The following is a 15,312-nucleotide window of genomic DNA, read 5'->3' as shown; positions in this document are numbered from 1 at the left end:
GCGACCGGGCGCTCAGGCACCCGTCCACGGCCTATTCGGACGAAACAGCTAGTCCGCGCGCTGCCAGGTCAGGATCTCGCCACCCTCGCCCCGCATCAGCGTCCCCGGCATCACCCGCAGCCGCCACGGGGTCAGCTTGAGGGCCGTGAACCCGGGCGACTCGGGCGTCTGCCAGGCGGAGATGCCGATGCCACCGGGGTCGTAACCCAGCGGTGCCGGGGCCGACTTGAGCAGGTTCCACACCCGCGTGCGGGTTTCCACGTCGTCGGCCCACTCGGCCGCGCACTCGGCGACGCAGGTGTCCTGGTCGGGCGACCAGTAGTTCACCGACGCGTACGGGCTGTGCGCCAGGTGGGCGCGCTTGACGGGCGTCGGGCTGGTGCCGACCCAGCCGGTCAGCGTGCCGTCCTCCCAGGTCCAGATCGGATGCAGCACCCTGCTGCGCGGGCGGCCGGCGCCGTCCACGGTGGCCACGGAGGCCCAGACGATGCGGTGCGCCATCTCGACGAAGGCGGGGGCGGTGGTGGCGAGGTCGGACACGGGACAACACGTCCTTCGGATCATGGGGCGGTTCGCCCGCACCCTACCCGCGCGCGGCCGGCCGCGGCCCGGCCTGTGGACGGCCGGGCCCGGCCCACGCCCCGGGCTCAACCCAGGTGTGCCAGCACCCGGTCCGGCGTCATCGGCAGCTCCCGCAGCCGCACCCCGGTCGCGTGGTGCAGCGCGTTGCCGATCGCCGCAGCCGTGCCGACGATGCCGATCTCGCCGATCCCCTTGCTGCCCATCGGGTTGAGGTGCCGGTCGTCCTCGTCGATCCAGTGCGCCTCGACGGCGGGCACGTCGGCGCAACTGGGCACGTGGTACGAGGCCAGGTCGCGCTCCGCGAAGTCGCCGAAGACCGGGTCCATGGTGCTGCCCTCAAGAAGGGCCATGCCCAGGCCCATCACCATCCCGCCGATGAACTGGCTGCGTCCCGTACGGGAGTTGAGGATGTGACCGGCGGCGAAGACGCCGAGCAGCCGGCGCACCCGCGTCTCGCCGGTGTCCGCGTCGACGGCGACCTCGGCGAAGTGCGCGCCGAACGCGTGCCGGGCGTAGTCCGAGGCCGCGTCCGCCTCGCCCGCGGTGTCGGCGAAGGCGCGCAGCGTGGTGGAGGGCACCTCGTCGCCGCCCGCCTCCTCGACCAGCGCCCGCAGCCGCCGGCAGGCGCGGTGCACGGCCCAGCCCCAGGAGGCGGTGCCCGACGAGCCGCCCGCGAGCGGCGCCGCCGGCAGGTCGCTGCACCCGATGTCGATCAGCACGTGGTCCACGGGCACGCCCAGCGCGTCCGCGGCGACCTGGGCGAGCACGGTACGGGCGCCGGTGCCGATGTCGGTCGCGTTGATCCGCACCCGGTAGCCGCCGCCGGGCTCGGTGCACGCCTCCGCGGTCGACGGCGAGACCAGGACCGGGTACGTGGCGGAGGCGACGCCCGTGCCGATCAACTGCCGCCCCTCGCGCCGGCTCCGGGGGCGCGGATCGCGGTCCGCCCAGCCGAAGAGCCGCGCCCCCTCGCGCAGGCACTCCACCAGGTGCCGGCTGCTGAACGGCTTCCCGGTGTCCGGCTCGACGGCCGGATCGTTGCGTACCCGCAGCTCGATGGGGTCGATGTCGAGCGCCACCGCCAACTCGTCCATGGCCGACTCCAACGCGTACATCCCCGGCGCCTCGCCCGGCGCGCGCATCCACGACGGGCTCGGCACGTCGAGCGCCGCCACGTGGTGCGTGGTACGGCTGTTGGGCGAGGTGTACATCGTGCGCGAGGGGGTCGCGGCCTGTTCCACGAACTCCTTGACGGTGGAGGTGTGGGTGAGGATCTCGTGCGCCAGCGCGTCGATCCGGCCCTGGCGGTCCGCGCCGATCCGCAGCCGCTGGATGGTCGGCGCCCGGTGGCCGACGACGCCGGCCAGTTGCGCGCGGGGCAGCGCCAGCCTGACCGGGCGGCCCACGTGGCGGGCGGCCATCGCGGCCAACACCGCCTGCGGGCGCGGCGTGCCCTTGGACCCGAAGCCGCCGCCCACGTGCTCGGCGACCACCGTCACCTGCTCCGGGCGCAGCCCGAACAGCGGCGCGAGAGCCTGCTTGACCTTGGTCGAGCCCTGGTTCGAGTCGTAGACCGTCAGCCCGCCGTCCACCCAGTGGGCCGTGCTGGCGTGCGGCTCCATCGGGTGGTTGTGCTCGGCCTCCATGGTGTACGTGGCGTCCACGCGCACCGCCGAGGCCGCGTACGCGCCGTCGAAGTCGCCGCTCTCGCGGCGCGCCGGATGCCCGCCGTTGGCCTGCTCCGGCTCGTACAGCTTCGGATGTCCGCTGGTGAGGACGGTGTCGTGGGCGTCGGCCGCGTAGTCGATCTGGAGGGCGGCTGCCATGGCGCGGGCCACCTCCAGCGTCTCGGCGACGGCCAGCGCCACGTACCAGCCGCGGTGCGGCACGTGGGGGTCCTGGAGAACGCTGAGGATGGGGTCGTCGGCGGGGCCGAGACGCGGCGCGTTCTCGTGGCTGAGCACCGCGAGCGCGCCGGGCATGGCCAGCGCGTCCGCGGCGTGCACGGCCCGCACCTCGCCGCGCGCGACGGTCGCCGGCACCGGCCAGGCGTACGCCGTCTCCGGCAGGGCGTACTCGACCGCGTACCGCGCGCTGCCGGTGACCTTGAGCTGGCCTTCGAGGCGACGCAGCGGGGCCCCGGTCTCGGGTGGGCGCATGGACTGCTCCTCAACGTGCCGAAGGTGACTGGTGGTGGGCGTCGGCGAGCGAGGTGAGGACCTGGGTGGCCAGGTTCCGGGCGAGCGGCACCTTGAAGCCGTTGTCGCGCAGCGGCCTGGCGGCGGCCAACTCGGCCTCGGCGGCCCGGCGGAAGGAGCCCTCGGTCGCCGGCGCCCCGCGCAACGCCTGCTCGGCGACCCTGGCCCGCCACGGCTTGGCCGCAAGCCCCCCGAAGGCGAGCCGCGCCTCGCGCACCTCGCCGTCGCGCACGTCGAGCACGGCGGCGACGGAGGCCAGCGCGAAGGCGTACGAGGCGCGGTCGCGGGCCTTGCGGTAGGCCGAGTGGCCCGGCGGCGGCGCGGGCAGTTCGACGGCCGTCAGCAACTCGTCGTGGGCGATGACGGTGTCCCGCTCCGGCAGGTCGGCCGGCAGCCGGTGGAACTCGGTCAGCGCGACCCGGCGCTCGCCGTCCGGCCCGCGCAGCACGACGCTGGCGTCGAGCGCGGCGAGCGCGACCGCCAGGTCGGACGGGTGGGTGGCCACGCAGTGCTCGGAGTGGCCGAGGATCGCCAGGTCCCGGTGGACGCCCTCGCGCGCGGGACAGCCGCTGCCCGGGGAGCGCTTGTTGCACGGCTTGCTCACGTCCTGGAAGTACAGGCAGCGGGTGCGCTGGAGCAGGTTGCCGCCCGTGGTGGCGGCGTTGCGCAACTGTCCCGAAGCGCCGGCCAACAGCGCCTGCGAGAGCGCCGGGAACCGGGAGCGGATCACCGGGTGCGCCGCGAGGTCGCTGTTGCGGACGTTGGCCCCGATCCGCCAGCGGCCGTCACGCAGCGGATCGATGCCGGTCAGCGGCAGCCGGCTGACGTCCACGAGGAGTGCCGGCCGCTCCACGCCCAGCTTCATCAGGTCCACCAGGTTGGTGCCGCCGCCCAGGAAGCGGGCGCCCGGCTCGGTGGCCACGGTGGCGATCGCCGTGTCGACGTCGTCGGCGCGCACGTAGCCGAACGGCTTCACGGCGCCACCTCCTCGATGGCGGCCACGATGTTCGGGTAGGCGCCGCAGCGGCACAGGTTGCCGCTCATCCGCTCGCGGATCTCGGCCGGCGTCAGCGGCACCGGGGAGCCCGGCGGCGGCGCGCCGGAGCCGGTTCCGGGCAGCGGCGTGACGTGCGAGGGGTGGCCGTCGGCCGCCTCGGCGAGCATGCCGATGGCCGAGCACACCTGCCCCGGGGTGCAGTAGCCGCACTGGAACCCGTCGTGGTCGAGGAACGCGCGCTGCACGGGGTGCGGCTGCTCGCCGTCGCTCAGCCCCTCCACGGTGGTGATCTCCTCGCCGTCGGCCGCGACGGCGAGCAGCAGACAACTGTTGGTGCGGCGACCGCCGACGAGCACCGTGCACGCCCCGCACTGGCCGTGGTCGCAACCCTTCTTCGGGCCCGTGTGGTCCAGGTGCTCGCGCAGCGCGTCGAGCACGGTGGTGCGGTGGTCGACGGTCAGCCGGTGGCTGACCCCGTTGACCCGCAGGGTGACCTCCGAGGAGGTCGGGCGGTGCTGGACGGTGGGTTTCGAGATCGTTGCCATGGCGTCACGGCCCTTCGCTGGTGTGCTGCGGCCCCGAAGTCGCGTCCCCTCCCCGCCCCGGGACAAACCAGAAAGTATCGGCCAGTCACCCGGGTGGCGCACGCCCGGCCGGCGTTCGCGCGTCCGGCGCCGCCGGCCGGCGACGCGGCGGCCCGACCGCCGCCCGGCGCGGAGTGGCGCGGCCCGACGCGGGTGGGAGCCGGACGGCCCGACGCCGCCGTGCGCGGGCGCGCGACCGTCGACGGGTGCGCCAGGGAGGACACCGTGCTCTCAGCCGGAAGCGGCCCGGAGCTCTCACCGCCAGCGGCCCGGGCCGTACGCCCGGCCCCGCCCGGGCCGCCGCTCACCACCCGGAGGCCGCCACCACCTCCCGGGCGATGTCCACCACCGTCCTGCCGTCGGTCGCCACCCGCACCGTCTCCGGTGGCGCGTGCCGGTCCAGGTGACGGGCCATGTGCGCGCTGCGCCGTATGTGGGCCTGCGCCTGGGAGCCGATCTCGCGGCCCGTCAGGCGGGCGCGGGCGGTGGCGTCGTCCGCGGTCAGCAGCGCCGGCACGATCCGTACGTCCGCGCCCAGCACGCGGCGGAACATCGCGCCCTCCAGCACGCTGACCGTGTTGGTGTAGATCAGCCGCCGCTGGCCCAGCGCGGCGTAGTTGGCCCAGATCGCCGCCAGGTTGCGCTCGGTGATCGCCGAGCGGTCCGGGTCGTCGGGCGGCGCCGGGTGTACCTGGTCCATGAGGTCGCCCTAGACCAGGCAGTGGGCCGCGCCCGCCGCCCGCAACACGGCGGAGACCTCCCAGGCCACGGTCGACTTGCCGACGCCGGAGCGGCCGGCGATGAGCAGCACTTCGTTGCGTTCCCCAGTGTTCACGCGCGGACCCTCGCAGACCACCCCGCCCCGGGGCATCCCGTTTTCGCGGGGGAGCCGGGCGGGCCCGGGCCGGCGCCCGCGAGATGGCCGGCGGCTGCGTCGGTTTCCCGCCACACCGGGTGGGCGGACACACGGGCCGTACGGGGGCAAGCCCGTCACATGTCCGGGGCGCGCCGGGCCCGGGCGCCGAGTGGCTCCGGCGGTCGGGGGACGGAGCTGTTACCGTGCGGCCCGTCTCCCGCACCACCCGACGGGCCATCAGATGGCCACGAGAGGACGCGACATGAGCTTGGACCGGCGCGGCTTCCTGTTCGGCGCGGCGACCGTCACCGCGGGCGGGCTCCTGGGGTACGCGGGCGGGCATCCGGCCGCGGCGCGCGACGCGCCGCGCTCGCCCCGGCCCACCGGGGGCTGGCTCGCCGACCTGGCCGACGACACCCCGGTGGCCCGCCTGAGCCTGCCGGGCACCCAGCACTCCGCGGTGCGCTTCGGCGGGGCCCAGGTCGCCCGGCAGCGCCGCACCATCGCCGAACAACTGGACCTGGGCATCCGGTTCCTGGACATCGGCTGCCGGTCGTCCCACTCGGCCTTCGCCGTCCACCACGGGGCGGTCTTCCAGCGGGTGCTGTTCGGCGAGGTGCTGCTGGCCTGTGAGGCGTTCCTGCGCGCGCGTCCCTCGGAGACCGTGCTGCTGCGGCTGCGGCAGGAGCACTCCACCGTGCCGGACGCCGAGTTCCGGCGCGTCTTCGACCTCTACCAGGCGGGCTTCCGCCGGCTGCTGCGGCTCGACGCGACGCTGCCCACGCTAGGTCAGGCGCGCGGCCGGGTCGTCCTGCTCGCCGACCATCCCAAGCTGCCCGGCGTCCCGTACGGCGACGCCGCGCTGTTCGACGTGCAGGACGACGCGACGGCGCCCCCGGCCGTGAAGTACCAGAAGGTCGAGCGCCACCTGCGCAAGGCCGCCGCCCGGCCCGGCAAGCTGTACGTCAACTACGTCGGCACCGCCGTCCAGGGCTCCCCGCGCGCGAACGCCCGGTACCTCAACCCCCGGGTGCACCGCTTCCTGACCGGCCCGCACGGCCGCCGGCTGACCGGCCTCGGCGTCGTGGCCATGGACTTCCCCGACGCCACGCCGGCGCTCGTGCACACCATCATCCGGCGCAACCAGCGGGCCGCCACGGCCGCCGGCGCCGCGTAGCGCCGCTTTGGGGGCGGGGCCGGCGCCGGGGCACAACCACCCCGGCGCTACCCCGCCCTCACGCGCACGGGTTGCCGGGCCTACGAGCCCCCGTCCCGCGCCCCGGGCCGTGGTGGCGGGCCGCTGTCACATCCGTACGCGCGGCGCGCCGGAAGGCGTTCGGCGCGGCCATCGCCGAACATTCGCGGAGCCGGTACGGTCACGGAGCGTACTCAACGGATGAACTGTGCGTCGCTCGGGTTCTCCCGCCGGCCTGCCGCGCTAACTTGCGGACATGGACGATGCCGCCCTCTCCGCGCCCTCCGTCCCCGCCCCGTCGCCGGGACCCATCGACCAGGACTGGCTGCCGCGACGGCCCTGGCCTCCATGGCTGAGGATGTACCCCACCCGTCCGGGCGAGCCGCACCCGGCCGACCTCCCCGAGCGGTTCGGCGCCTACCTCGCCGACCTCGTACTCTTCGGCCTGCTGACGTGCGTCACGGCGCTGCCGAGCCTGCTGTTGGACGGGCCCGCTGCCCCCGTCGCCGCCCTGACCGCGGCCGGGCTGCTGTTCTGCTACTCGCCACTCACCACCGCCCGCTGGGGCGGCTCTCCGGGAAAGCTGCTGTTCGGACTGCGCGTCGCGCACGCGCAGGACGGCGGCGCCCTGCCCTACCGGATCGCCCTCGGACGGCACCTGACCCACGTCGGCATGATCGCGCTGTGCGGCGTCGACCAGCTCTGGTCCCTGCGGGACGAGCCGCTCCAGCAGTGCCTGCACGACCAGGCCGCCGGCACCGTCGTCGTCCGCGTGGAGGCGCCGGAGCCGTGGGTGCCGGGCGGCCTGTGACCCGGTGCCGCGCCGCGCGCCCTCGGAACCCGTAGGCCTGCGGCAGCGTGCGTGGAGCCCCGGCCGCCTCGTGGCGACCGGGGCTCCACGCGTGGCCACCCGTTTCTCGGGGCGCGCCGAGCGGGCGGCTCCGACCGGGGCCGCGGTGCCGTCAGGCGCCGGCCAGTTCGTCGCGCACCTCGCGGAAGGCGGCCACCGCGCGGCGTACGTCATCGGTGGAGTGCGCCGCCGAGAGCTGGACGCGGATGCGGGCCTTGCCCTTGGGCACGACCGGGTAGGAGAAGGCGATCACGTAGATGCCCCGCTCCAGCAGCGCGGCGGCCATCTTCGCGGCCAGCGCCGCGTCGCCGATCATCACCGGGGTGATGGCGTGCTCGCCGGGCAGCACGTCGAAGCCGGCCGCCGTCATCTCCGAACGGAACAGCGCGGTGTTCGCGCGCAACTGCTCGCGCAGGTCGCCCGACGCCGCCAGCAGGTCGAGCACCTTCAACGAGGCGCCGACGATGGAGGGGGCGAGGGAGTTGGAGAACAGGTACGGGCGCGAGCGCTGGCGCAGCAGCTCGACGATCTCCGCGCGGGCGGCCACGTAACCGCCGCTGGCGCCGCCGAGCGCCTTGCCGAGCGTGCCGGTGACGATGTCCACCCGGTCCCGCACGCCGTACAGCTCCGGCGTGCCGCCGCCGTTCTCGCCGACGAAGCCGACGGCGTGCGAGTCGTCCACCATGACCATGGCGCCGTACCGCTCGGCCAGGTCGCAGATCTCGTCCAGCGGGGCGATGTAGCCGTCCATGGAGAACACGCCGTCGGTGACCACCAGCGTGCGGCGCGCCCCGGCGGCCTCCTTCAGGCAGCGCTCCAGGTCGGCGAGGTCGCGGTTGCGGTAGCGGTAGCGGGCGGCCTTGGACAGCCGGATGCCGTCGATGATGCTGGCGTGGTTGAGCTCGTCGGAGATGACCGCGTCACCGTCGGCGAGCAGCGTCTCGAAGACGCCGCCGTTGGCGTCGAAGCACGAGCTGTAGAGGATCGTGTCCTCGGTGCCGAGGAACTCCGAGATCCGCCGCTCCAGCTCCTTGTGCGGCGTCTGGGTGCCGCAGATGAAGCGCACGGAGGCCATGCCGAAGCCCCAGTCGTCCAGGGCCTGCTTGGCCGCGGCGATCACCTCGGGGTGGTCGGCGAGGTCGAGGTAGTTGTTGGAGCAGAAGTTGACGACCGCGGCGTCGCCAACGCGGACGCTCGCGGACTGCGGGCTGGCGATCACGCGCTCGGACTTGTACAGGCCGGCGTCGCGGATCTCCTCCAACTCGGCACGCAGATCCTGGCGCACGCTGTCGAACACGGGGGCTCCTTCGGGGCGGGTCGGTGGTTCGCGGTCGCGCTCGGGCCGGCTCTCCCGCTGCGCGGGCGGCCCGGACGCGTGGGTCAGGCGAGGGTGGGGCGGGTCCAGTCGATGATGACCTTGCCGCACGCGCCGGAGCGCGCGGTGGCGAACGCGTCCGCGTGCTGCTCGAAGCCGAACCGGTGAGTGATCACCGGCGAGATGTCCAGGCCGTTGCGGAGCAGCACCGACATGGCGTACCACGTCTCGTACATCTCCCGACCGTAGATGCCGCGCAGCGTCAGCATGCGGGTGACCACCGTGGCCATGTCCACGGGGACCTCCTCGGCGGGCAGGCCGAGGACCGCGATCCGGCCGCCGGGGCTCATGGTGGCGATCATGTCGCGCAGCGCGTCCGCGCGGCCCGACATCTCCAGGCCGACGTCGAAGCCCTCGCTCATGTCGAGGTCGGGCATCACGCTGGCGATGGAACGGTCGCTGACGTCGAGGCTGACGCTGGCGCCCATCTTGCGGGCGAGGTCGAGCCGGTACGGGCTGACGTCGGTGATCACCACGTTCCGGGCGCCCGCGTGGTGGGCGATGGCCGCGGCCATCATGCCGATCGGGCCCGCGCCCGTGACGAGCACGTCCTCGCCGAGCACCGGGAAGGACAGCGCCGTGTGCACGGCGTTGCCGAACGGGTCGAAGATCGCCGCCACGTCGAGGTCCACGTCGTGTCGGTGCACCCACACGTTGGACGCGGGCAACACCACGTACTCGGCGAACGCGCCGTCGGTGTGCACGCCGAGGCCGATCGTACGGATGCACAGGTGGCGCCGGCCGGCCATGCAGTTGCGGCACTTGCCGCACACGAGGTGGCCCTCGCCGCTGACGGTGTCGCCCGGCGCGATGTCCCTGACGCCGGCGCCGATCTCCACGACCTCGCCCACGAACTCGTGCCCGATGATCAGCGGCGCGCACACCGAGCGGGCCGCCCAGTCGTCCCAGGCCGCGATGTGCAGGTCGGTGCCGCAGATCCCGGTGCGCAGCACCCGGATGAGTACCTGGCCGTCCCCGGCGCGCGGGGTCGGCACCTCGGTCAGTTCGATGCCGGGCCCGGCGGCGGTCTTCACCAATGCCTTCATGGGCGCCCACTGTGCTGCCCGCACGCTGTGAAGTCCATCGGCATTTTCCCAGGTCTCCTGTGAAGGTGAGCTTCACAGGCGTGCCATACTGCCCGAGTGATCGACCCCAGAAGGCTGCGCGTCCTGCGCGCCCTCGCGGACCACGGCACCGTCACCGCCGCCGCGCAGGCGCTCTACCTCTCACCCTCCGCGGTCTCCCAGCAACTGGCCGCCCTGGAGGGCGAGGTGGGCCACGCGCTGTTGGAGCGGCGGGGGCGGGCCGTGCGGCTCACCGCGACCGGCACGGTGCTGGCCGGCCACGCCACCAAGATCGCCGCGCAGCTCGAACGCGCCGAGGCCGACGTGGCCGCCTGCGCGGCGGGCGTGACCGGGGAGGTCACCGTGGCCGCGTTCGCCACCGCGATCACCGAGGTGGTCGCCCCCACCCTGGTCGCGCTCCGGGAACTGGCCCCCGGCGTGCGGGTGCGGGTCAAGGACGCCGAGGGCCGGGAGTGCCACCGGCTGCTGATCGCGGGGGAGGCCGACGTGGCGGTGGCCGTGGAGGACCGCGAGACGCTGGGGCGTTGGGACGACCGCATGCTGCGCGAGCCGCTGTACGCCGAGCCGTTCGACGTCGTCCTGCCCCCCGACCACCCGCGGGCCGGGGCGGCGGACGTGGACCTGGCCGCCCTGGCGGGCGACCCGTGGATCACGCCGTGGCCCGGGAACCCGGTCCACGACGCCGTGGTCCTCGCCTGCCAGGAGGCCCGCTTCCAGCCCCGGGTGGCGTCCCTGTCCGACGACTTCCGGGCCGTGTGCGCGCTGGTCGCCGTCGGCGCGGGCGTCGCGCTCGTGCCCCGCTCCGCGCTGCCGGGGGCGATCGCCGAAGGCGCCGTGGTACGCCCCGTACGGGGTCGGGGCCCGATCCGCAAGGTGTTCACGGCGGTACGCGCGGGCACCGAGCACCACCCGCTGCTGCGCCAGGCGCTGGCCGGCCTGCGGGAGACCGTGGCGGCGCTGCCCGTGTGAGCCGGCGCCGACCAACCGGCGCGTGACGTGGCAGGGCCCGCGCCCGCGGGGACACCGGGCGCGGGCCGAATCGGGGGCGGGGCGCGTGCTCGGCCCCGGGGCGGCCAGCCGTCCGGGTCAGCCCCGGACGGGCCCTGGGACGGCCAGTCCCGGTGCGGTCAGCTCTGGGGGAGCAGGGAGCCGAGCGGGCCCAGGTCGAGGTTGAGGTCGGCCATGGTCAGCCCGTAGCGCTCGCACAGTTCGGCCATCCGCTCCTCCAGCGCCAGCAGCGTGCGGCCCACCTGCTCTTCCTGCTCCGGGCTGAGGTCGCCCTGGTCGGCGCGGTGCAGGGCGGTGCGCTCCATGAGCTGGCGCACCAACTCCACGATGGTGAGCACCAGGCGGATCAGGTCCCGTTCCACGGTCTGCGGATCGGTGGCCAGCCGCCGCGCGCCCGCCGTGCTCCCGGGTGCCTCGGGGGAGACGGGGGAGGCGAACGGCGCGGTGGCCGGGTCGGGCTCGGCGGCCGGGTCGGGCGCGGCCGTGGGGTGGCCGGGCCGCTCGGGTGGGCGCTGTGTGGTGGGGCGTGGCTGAGGCACGGTGTGACTCCCTTCTCGACCGTGCGCACGCCGGGGCGTGTCACGGCGCGCGGCGGCGTACGTCGCGGCTCTCGCGGGCGGCGCGTGGGCTCGGTGGGTCGGCGCGTCACCAGGGGGAGGGGCTCTGTTCGGTGATCGAGCGGATGACGGCCCGCAGGTTGATGTGCACCAGGTCCACGTCCGCCACGGAGATCACCAGATCGCCGGTGATGACGGCGCCCCCGGTCAGCAGCCGGTCCAGCAGGTCGATCAGCGCCACCTGCCGCCCGACCAGGGCGTCGTCGCCGTCGGGCGCGGTGCCGCCGGCGAGCGCGGTAGCGCCAGGGGGCGCGGCGAGCCCGGTCGCGGGGGCCTCAGCGCTCATGGCCGGACCCCTCGCCGGCGGGCTCGGCCCCGGGTGGCGTGGCGAAGGAGTACGGGGCCCACGGGCCCGTCAGCTCCACCCGCACGCCGGCGGCGCCGGCCGCGGCGTGGCGCACCGCGGCCTGGAAGGCGTCGACGTGTTCGGCGCCCACCAGGTACGCGTCGTTGACCAGGTTCTCGCCGTTGGTGCTCGCCAACTCGCCGTGCTGCGGGCGGTGCGCGACCCGGTCGACCGCCCACTCGGCGGCCCCCGCCCGCACCCGCGCCACCACCTCGCGCGCCGTGCGGTCGGCGGCGCGTTGCGCCTCCCGCGCGGCCCGGCGCCGCTGGAGGTAGGCGCGCCCCGGCGTGTCGGTGGTGTCGTCGGCGGCCGGCGGCGTCGGCGCGCCGGCGCCCGGTTCGGCGTACACCTTGACGCCCCACTCCGCGTGCCCCGCCAGCCGGTCGAGCGACTCGCGCAGCGCGGCGCCGTGCTCGCGCAGCATCTGGGCGACCCGCGAGGCGTCCCGGTAGACGGTGCCGAGCCGCAGTGGCAACACGGTCGTCGCCGCGCTGGCCGCGGCCACCACCTCGTGGTGCGACCTGGCGATCGTGGTCAGCCGCTCCAGGTCCTCCAACTGGGCGCGCAACCCGGCCGTGTCGAACGCGTCCGGCGCCACCGCGCACACCAGTGCCCCGAGCCCGTCGGCACACACGGTCCGCACGCCGGCCCCGTCCAGCCCCGACACGCCGGCCGCCGCGTCGGCGAGCTCCGGAGTGCCGCGGCCGATGGCGTACGCGTAGCACGGTCCGGTCTCGGGGTCCGCGCCCGCGCCGCTGGCCGCCGGCAGGCGAGCGGGTGGAACGGGCGCCTCGGGGGTGGCCTGGTCACTCACGGGTTGCTCCCTTCACCGGGTTCGTAACGGTCGCCGTGGCCGTCGCGCGGGGCCGGCAGGCCGGGGGCGGCCGGCCCGCCGGCGCGCAACTGGGCCAGCTCGGCCCGCAACCGCGCGTTCTCCTCGACCAGTTCATGGCCCACCGCCTCGTCGGCCGCGCCCGGCGCCCCGTCCGTGGTCGCCACGGGCACGGCGGGCGCGGTGGACGCGTCGCGCACGGAGGGCGCCGCGGGCGGCGGGGCGGGGCGCTGGGCCAGCGAGGACAGCGAGGGGTCGCGTTCCCACCAGTCGATGCCCATCTCCTTCGCCTTGTCGACCGACGCGACGACGAGCCTGAGCTTGATCGTCAGCAGCTCGATGTCGAGCAGGTTGATCTGGATGTCGCCGGCGATGACCACGCCCTTGTCCAGGACGCGTTCCAGGATGTCGGCCAGGTTGGCGGACGGCTCCGCGCCGCGGGGCGACAGGCCACTGGCGAGCCCCGGCCGGCTGGCGAGCGGATCGGACATGGCGGACACCTCCTTGGTTCGGCCTCGGTTCGGCTAGGGCCCGACCGTGGGTTGTTCTTGGATCGGCCCCGGGCCGGGGGCCATGGGACGACTCCGGCTGGCGGTACGCGCCGGCGGTGCGCGGGCGCGGCCCGGGGCGCGGTGGCGCGTTACCGCTCCGCGGGTCCGAGCTGGCGTTGGCGGTACTCGTACCACTCCAACAGGTCGAGCAGCTCGTCCTCCTGGCGGTCGAACTCCTCCTCGCCGATGTGGCCCGCCTCCCGCTCGGCCACCAGCGCGGCGAGCCGCTCGCGCACCGGCTGCGGGTCGTACGCCTGCCGCTCGGCGGCGGTCACCACCTGGTCGATCACCCAGGCCGTGCCGCGCACGGGGGCGAAGGGCAGCATCAGCAGCCCGGTCACCAGTCCCACGGTTCCTCCTCGGCTGGGTTTGCTCGGACCCGTCCCCGCCGGCGCGAGCGCCGGCGGGTTCCTCACACGAAGCTGTACGGCGGCAGCGGCCCGTGCAGGCTGACCACGTAGCCGGCGCCCTGGCGCTCGACCTCCTCGTCCACGGCCCGCGCGAACGCCGCCGCCTCGTCCCGCTTGACCAGGAACGACACGTTGAGGAAGTGGCTCGCGGTGGCCGAGCCCACGCGGTGGCCGAGCCCGACTGGTGCCAGGTGGGTCACCACGCTCTCGGCCACCGCGTCCTGGCGCGTGCGCACCTCGCGCGAGATGAGTTCGCCCAGCCGAAGCCGCTCGGTGTGGGCCTCCGGCCGCTCCCGGGTGACCTCGTTCAGCTCGCGGATCTCCGCCGATTCGGCGACGATCTCGCGGAGCATGTCGGCCTCGTCCCGCGAGACCTTCACGTGGTACTCGACGCACCCGTCGATCTCCTTGAGCCGCTTGCCGTACTCGTCCCGCCGCTCGTCGAGCGCCGCGAGCACCTGGCCGTCGTCCGGCCCCACCAGCCCGAACCGCATGGGCAACGCGGTGCCCTCGTCCAACAGGCGGCTCAGCACGCTCTGATGGGCCATCAGGTCGCGTCGCTTGGCCCGCAGGTCCTCGGGGGCGTCGCTGACGACCGCGCCCAGCGCGTCGGTCTTGAGCACGCGCAGTTCTCCGGCGGGTTCACCGACCCCGTGCAACCCTTCGAGGCGCAGCGGGTGGTCGGCGGGCGTGATGGCGTACACGTACGTCGACATGGGTTACTCCTCCCTGGCCGCGGAGCGACGGCTGGTCGTCTTCTTGCCGTCGCCGTCGGCGCTCTCCGGCTCCTCGTCACCCTTGCGCCCGCGTCCGAGGGTCTGGCCGACGGCCTCGACCGCGCCGGACAGGGCGCCCTTGGTCTTGCCCTTGGCGCCGCTCTCGGTGGTCTCGCCGACGATGTCGGTGAGCTGAGTGGGGGCCTTGCGGCCGGACTCCAGGTCCAGCCGGTTGCACGCCTCGGCGAACCGCAGGTAGGTGTCCACGCTGGCGACCACCACGCGCACGTCCACCTTGAGGATCTCGATGCCGACGAGCGACACCCGGACGAACGCGTCGATGACCAGACCGCGGTCCAGGATCAGCTCCAGCACGTCGTACAGCGTCCCCGAGTTACCGCCCTGGCTCGGCGCGGTCGTGGGGGATTGCGCCATGACGGACATGGCGCCTCCTCTCTTCCTTCGTTGGTCGGTTCTCGCTTCTCGGTCTGTGGGACTTGTCGGTTATGGGGGCATGACTGATTGCCGTTGGGCCCGCCCGTGGGCGGGCGGGGCGAAGCGGCGCGTTGGCGGAGGTGACGCGCGTACGCCGGGTGCGCTGGGAGTGCGCACCGGGCGGGTACGGGTCGGCCGGTGCCGCCGCGTCGTGCCGCGTGGTGAACCGCGCGGGGCGCTAGCGGTCGAGCTGTCCGCGGGCGTAGCGGCGGGTGCGCTCGTAGCCGAGGAGGCGACCGCCCTCGTCCAGGTCCACGCGGTAGGAGGCCAGGATGCTGGTGGTGTCGGGCACCCGGGCCACCTCGACCACCTCGACGTCGGCCGTCCAGCCGGCGTCCGTGGCCCGGAGCGCGGAGACCGCGCTCGGTTCGCTGCCCACCAGCTCGCCCAGTTGCCGGGCGGCGCTGCGCATCGCCTCGGGCGCGCTGAGACGGCTCTCCTGGTCGTCACCCCGCTGGTCGTGGTCCTGGTCGTCGGTCGTTCTCGCCATGTCCACTCCGTCCCTTTTCGTGCCGACGGATCCGCCGACCGCCGCGTCACTCGCTGCCGTGACCGGGTGCCCCGGCGCTGCCAACGTATGCACCGGGCTTGCGCGTTGTCGGCCGTCGAACCGGT

General features: G+C 74.7%; 17 protein-coding genes and 1 pseudogene. 3 read left to right on the top strand and 15 right to left on the bottom strand.

Features of this window, described 5'->3' with window-relative positions:
* Positions 1-48: 48 nt before the first annotated feature.
* From H7H31_RS01095 to H7H31_RS01075, 5 genes and pseudogenes are all read right to left on the bottom strand, one after another.
* Complete coding sequence (locus H7H31_RS01095; RefSeq protein ID WP_197995940.1) at positions 49-540, bottom strand: pyridoxamine 5'-phosphate oxidase family protein; 492 nt, start codon at positions 538-540, stop codon at positions 49-51.
* 107 nt (positions 541-647) lie between these two features.
* Positions 648-2,741 (bottom strand): xanthine dehydrogenase family protein molybdopterin-binding subunit, encoded by a 2,094-nt coding sequence (locus H7H31_RS01090; protein ID WP_187065170.1) that lies wholly within the window; start codon positions 2,739-2,741, stop codon positions 648-650.
* A gap of 10 nt (positions 2,742-2,751) precedes the next feature.
* Positions 2,752-3,756 (bottom strand): FAD binding domain-containing protein, encoded by a 1,005-nt coding sequence (locus H7H31_RS01085; RefSeq protein WP_187065169.1) that lies wholly within the window; start codon positions 3,754-3,756, stop codon positions 2,752-2,754.
* Positions 3,753-4,322, bottom strand: a complete 570-nt coding sequence (locus tag H7H31_RS01080) for a 2Fe-2S iron-sulfur cluster-binding protein (protein WP_187065168.1) — start codon at positions 4,320-4,322, stop codon at positions 3,753-3,755. The genes H7H31_RS01085 and H7H31_RS01080 overlap by 4 nt, the downstream gene beginning before the upstream one ends.
* 343 nt (positions 4,323-4,665) lie before the next feature.
* A pseudogene (locus H7H31_RS01075) lies at positions 4,666-5,232 on the bottom strand (AAA family ATPase).
* A gap of 247 nt (positions 5,233-5,479) precedes the next feature.
* Here H7H31_RS01075 and H7H31_RS01070 point away from each other — a divergent pair.
* Together H7H31_RS01070 and H7H31_RS01065 are read left to right on the top strand one after the other, a co-directional pair.
* Positions 5,480-6,394 carry a phosphatidylinositol-specific phospholipase C gene (locus H7H31_RS01070; RefSeq protein WP_232109625.1) on the top strand — a complete coding sequence of 305 codons (915 nt, stop codon included), beginning with the start codon at positions 5,480-5,482 and terminating at the stop codon, positions 6,392-6,394.
* A 274-nt stretch (positions 6,395-6,668) separates the two neighbouring features.
* On the top strand, positions 6,669-7,223 hold the full coding sequence (locus H7H31_RS01065) for an RDD family protein (protein ID WP_187065166.1): 555 nt from the start codon (positions 6,669-6,671) through the stop codon (positions 7,221-7,223).
* A 151-nt stretch (positions 7,224-7,374) separates the two neighbouring features.
* Here the strand turns inward: H7H31_RS01065 and H7H31_RS01060 are convergent, their stop codons facing one another.
* A complete protein-coding gene (locus H7H31_RS01060) occupies positions 7,375-8,559 on the bottom strand; it encodes a glycine C-acetyltransferase (RefSeq protein ID WP_187065165.1) in 1,185 nt (394 codons plus the stop codon).
* 83 nt (positions 8,560-8,642) lie between these two features.
* A complete protein-coding gene (gene tdh, locus H7H31_RS01055; protein WP_187065164.1) occupies positions 8,643-9,683 on the bottom strand; it encodes an L-threonine 3-dehydrogenase in 1,041 nt (346 codons plus the stop codon).
* 96 nt (positions 9,684-9,779) lie between these two features.
* On the opposite strand from tdh, the gene H7H31_RS01050 reads away from it, so the two are divergent.
* Positions 9,780-10,691 carry a LysR family transcriptional regulator gene (locus H7H31_RS01050; protein WP_187065163.1) on the top strand — a complete coding sequence of 304 codons (912 nt, stop codon included), beginning with the start codon at positions 9,780-9,782 and terminating at the stop codon, positions 10,689-10,691.
* 158 nt (positions 10,692-10,849) lie between these two features.
* Here the strand turns inward: H7H31_RS01050 and H7H31_RS01045 are convergent, their stop codons facing one another.
* The 8 genes from H7H31_RS01045 to H7H31_RS01010 all read right to left on the bottom strand — a co-directional run bounded on the left by H7H31_RS01045 (position 10,850) and on the right by H7H31_RS01010 (position 15,187).
* Entirely contained in the window at positions 10,850-11,269 is a 420-nt protein-coding gene (locus H7H31_RS01045; protein ID WP_187065162.1) for a gas vesicle protein K, read from the bottom strand.
* Positions 11,270-11,375: 106 nt separating this feature from the next.
* Positions 11,376-11,633, bottom strand: a complete 258-nt coding sequence (locus tag H7H31_RS01040) for a gas vesicle protein (protein ID WP_187065161.1) — start codon at positions 11,631-11,633, stop codon at positions 11,376-11,378.
* Positions 11,623-12,507, bottom strand: coding sequence for a GvpL/GvpF family gas vesicle protein (locus tag H7H31_RS01035; protein ID WP_232109624.1), 885 nt, complete (start codon positions 12,505-12,507; stop codon positions 11,623-11,625). The genes H7H31_RS01040 and H7H31_RS01035 overlap by 11 nt, the downstream gene beginning before the upstream one ends.
* Positions 12,504-13,016 carry a gas vesicle protein gene (locus H7H31_RS01030; protein WP_187065160.1) on the bottom strand — a complete coding sequence of 171 codons (513 nt, stop codon included), beginning with the start codon at positions 13,014-13,016 and terminating at the stop codon, positions 12,504-12,506. The genes H7H31_RS01035 and H7H31_RS01030 overlap by 4 nt, the downstream gene beginning before the upstream one ends.
* Before the next feature lie 149 nt (positions 13,017-13,165).
* The gene (locus H7H31_RS01025) at positions 13,166-13,426 is read right to left on the bottom strand and encodes a gas vesicle protein GvpG (protein ID WP_187065159.1); all 261 of its coding nucleotides are present in this window, start codon (positions 13,424-13,426) and stop codon (positions 13,166-13,168) included.
* A 62-nt stretch (positions 13,427-13,488) separates the two neighbouring features.
* Positions 13,489-14,202 (bottom strand): GvpL/GvpF family gas vesicle protein, encoded by a 714-nt coding sequence (locus H7H31_RS01020; protein ID WP_187065158.1) that lies wholly within the window; start codon positions 14,200-14,202, stop codon positions 13,489-13,491.
* Positions 14,203-14,205: 3 nt separating this feature from the next.
* Positions 14,206-14,646 (bottom strand): gas vesicle protein GvpJ, encoded by a 441-nt coding sequence (gene gvpJ / locus H7H31_RS01015; RefSeq protein WP_187065157.1) that lies wholly within the window; start codon positions 14,644-14,646, stop codon positions 14,206-14,208.
* A gap of 229 nt (positions 14,647-14,875) precedes the next feature.
* The gene (locus H7H31_RS01010) at positions 14,876-15,187 is read right to left on the bottom strand and encodes a gas vesicle protein GvpO (RefSeq protein WP_187065156.1); all 312 of its coding nucleotides are present in this window, start codon (positions 15,185-15,187) and stop codon (positions 14,876-14,878) included.
* Positions 15,188-15,312: the final 125 nt, after the last annotated feature.

Origin of the sequence: Streptomyces buecherae, from assembly GCF_014295035.1 — a bacterium.
In the GTDB taxonomy this organism is placed as follows: domain Bacteria; phylum Actinomycetota; class Actinomycetes; order Streptomycetales; family Streptomycetaceae; genus Streptomyces; species Streptomyces youssoufiensis.
Note: the sequence above shows the minus strand (reverse complement) of the source record. Positions and strands in the feature narration are given on the sequence as shown.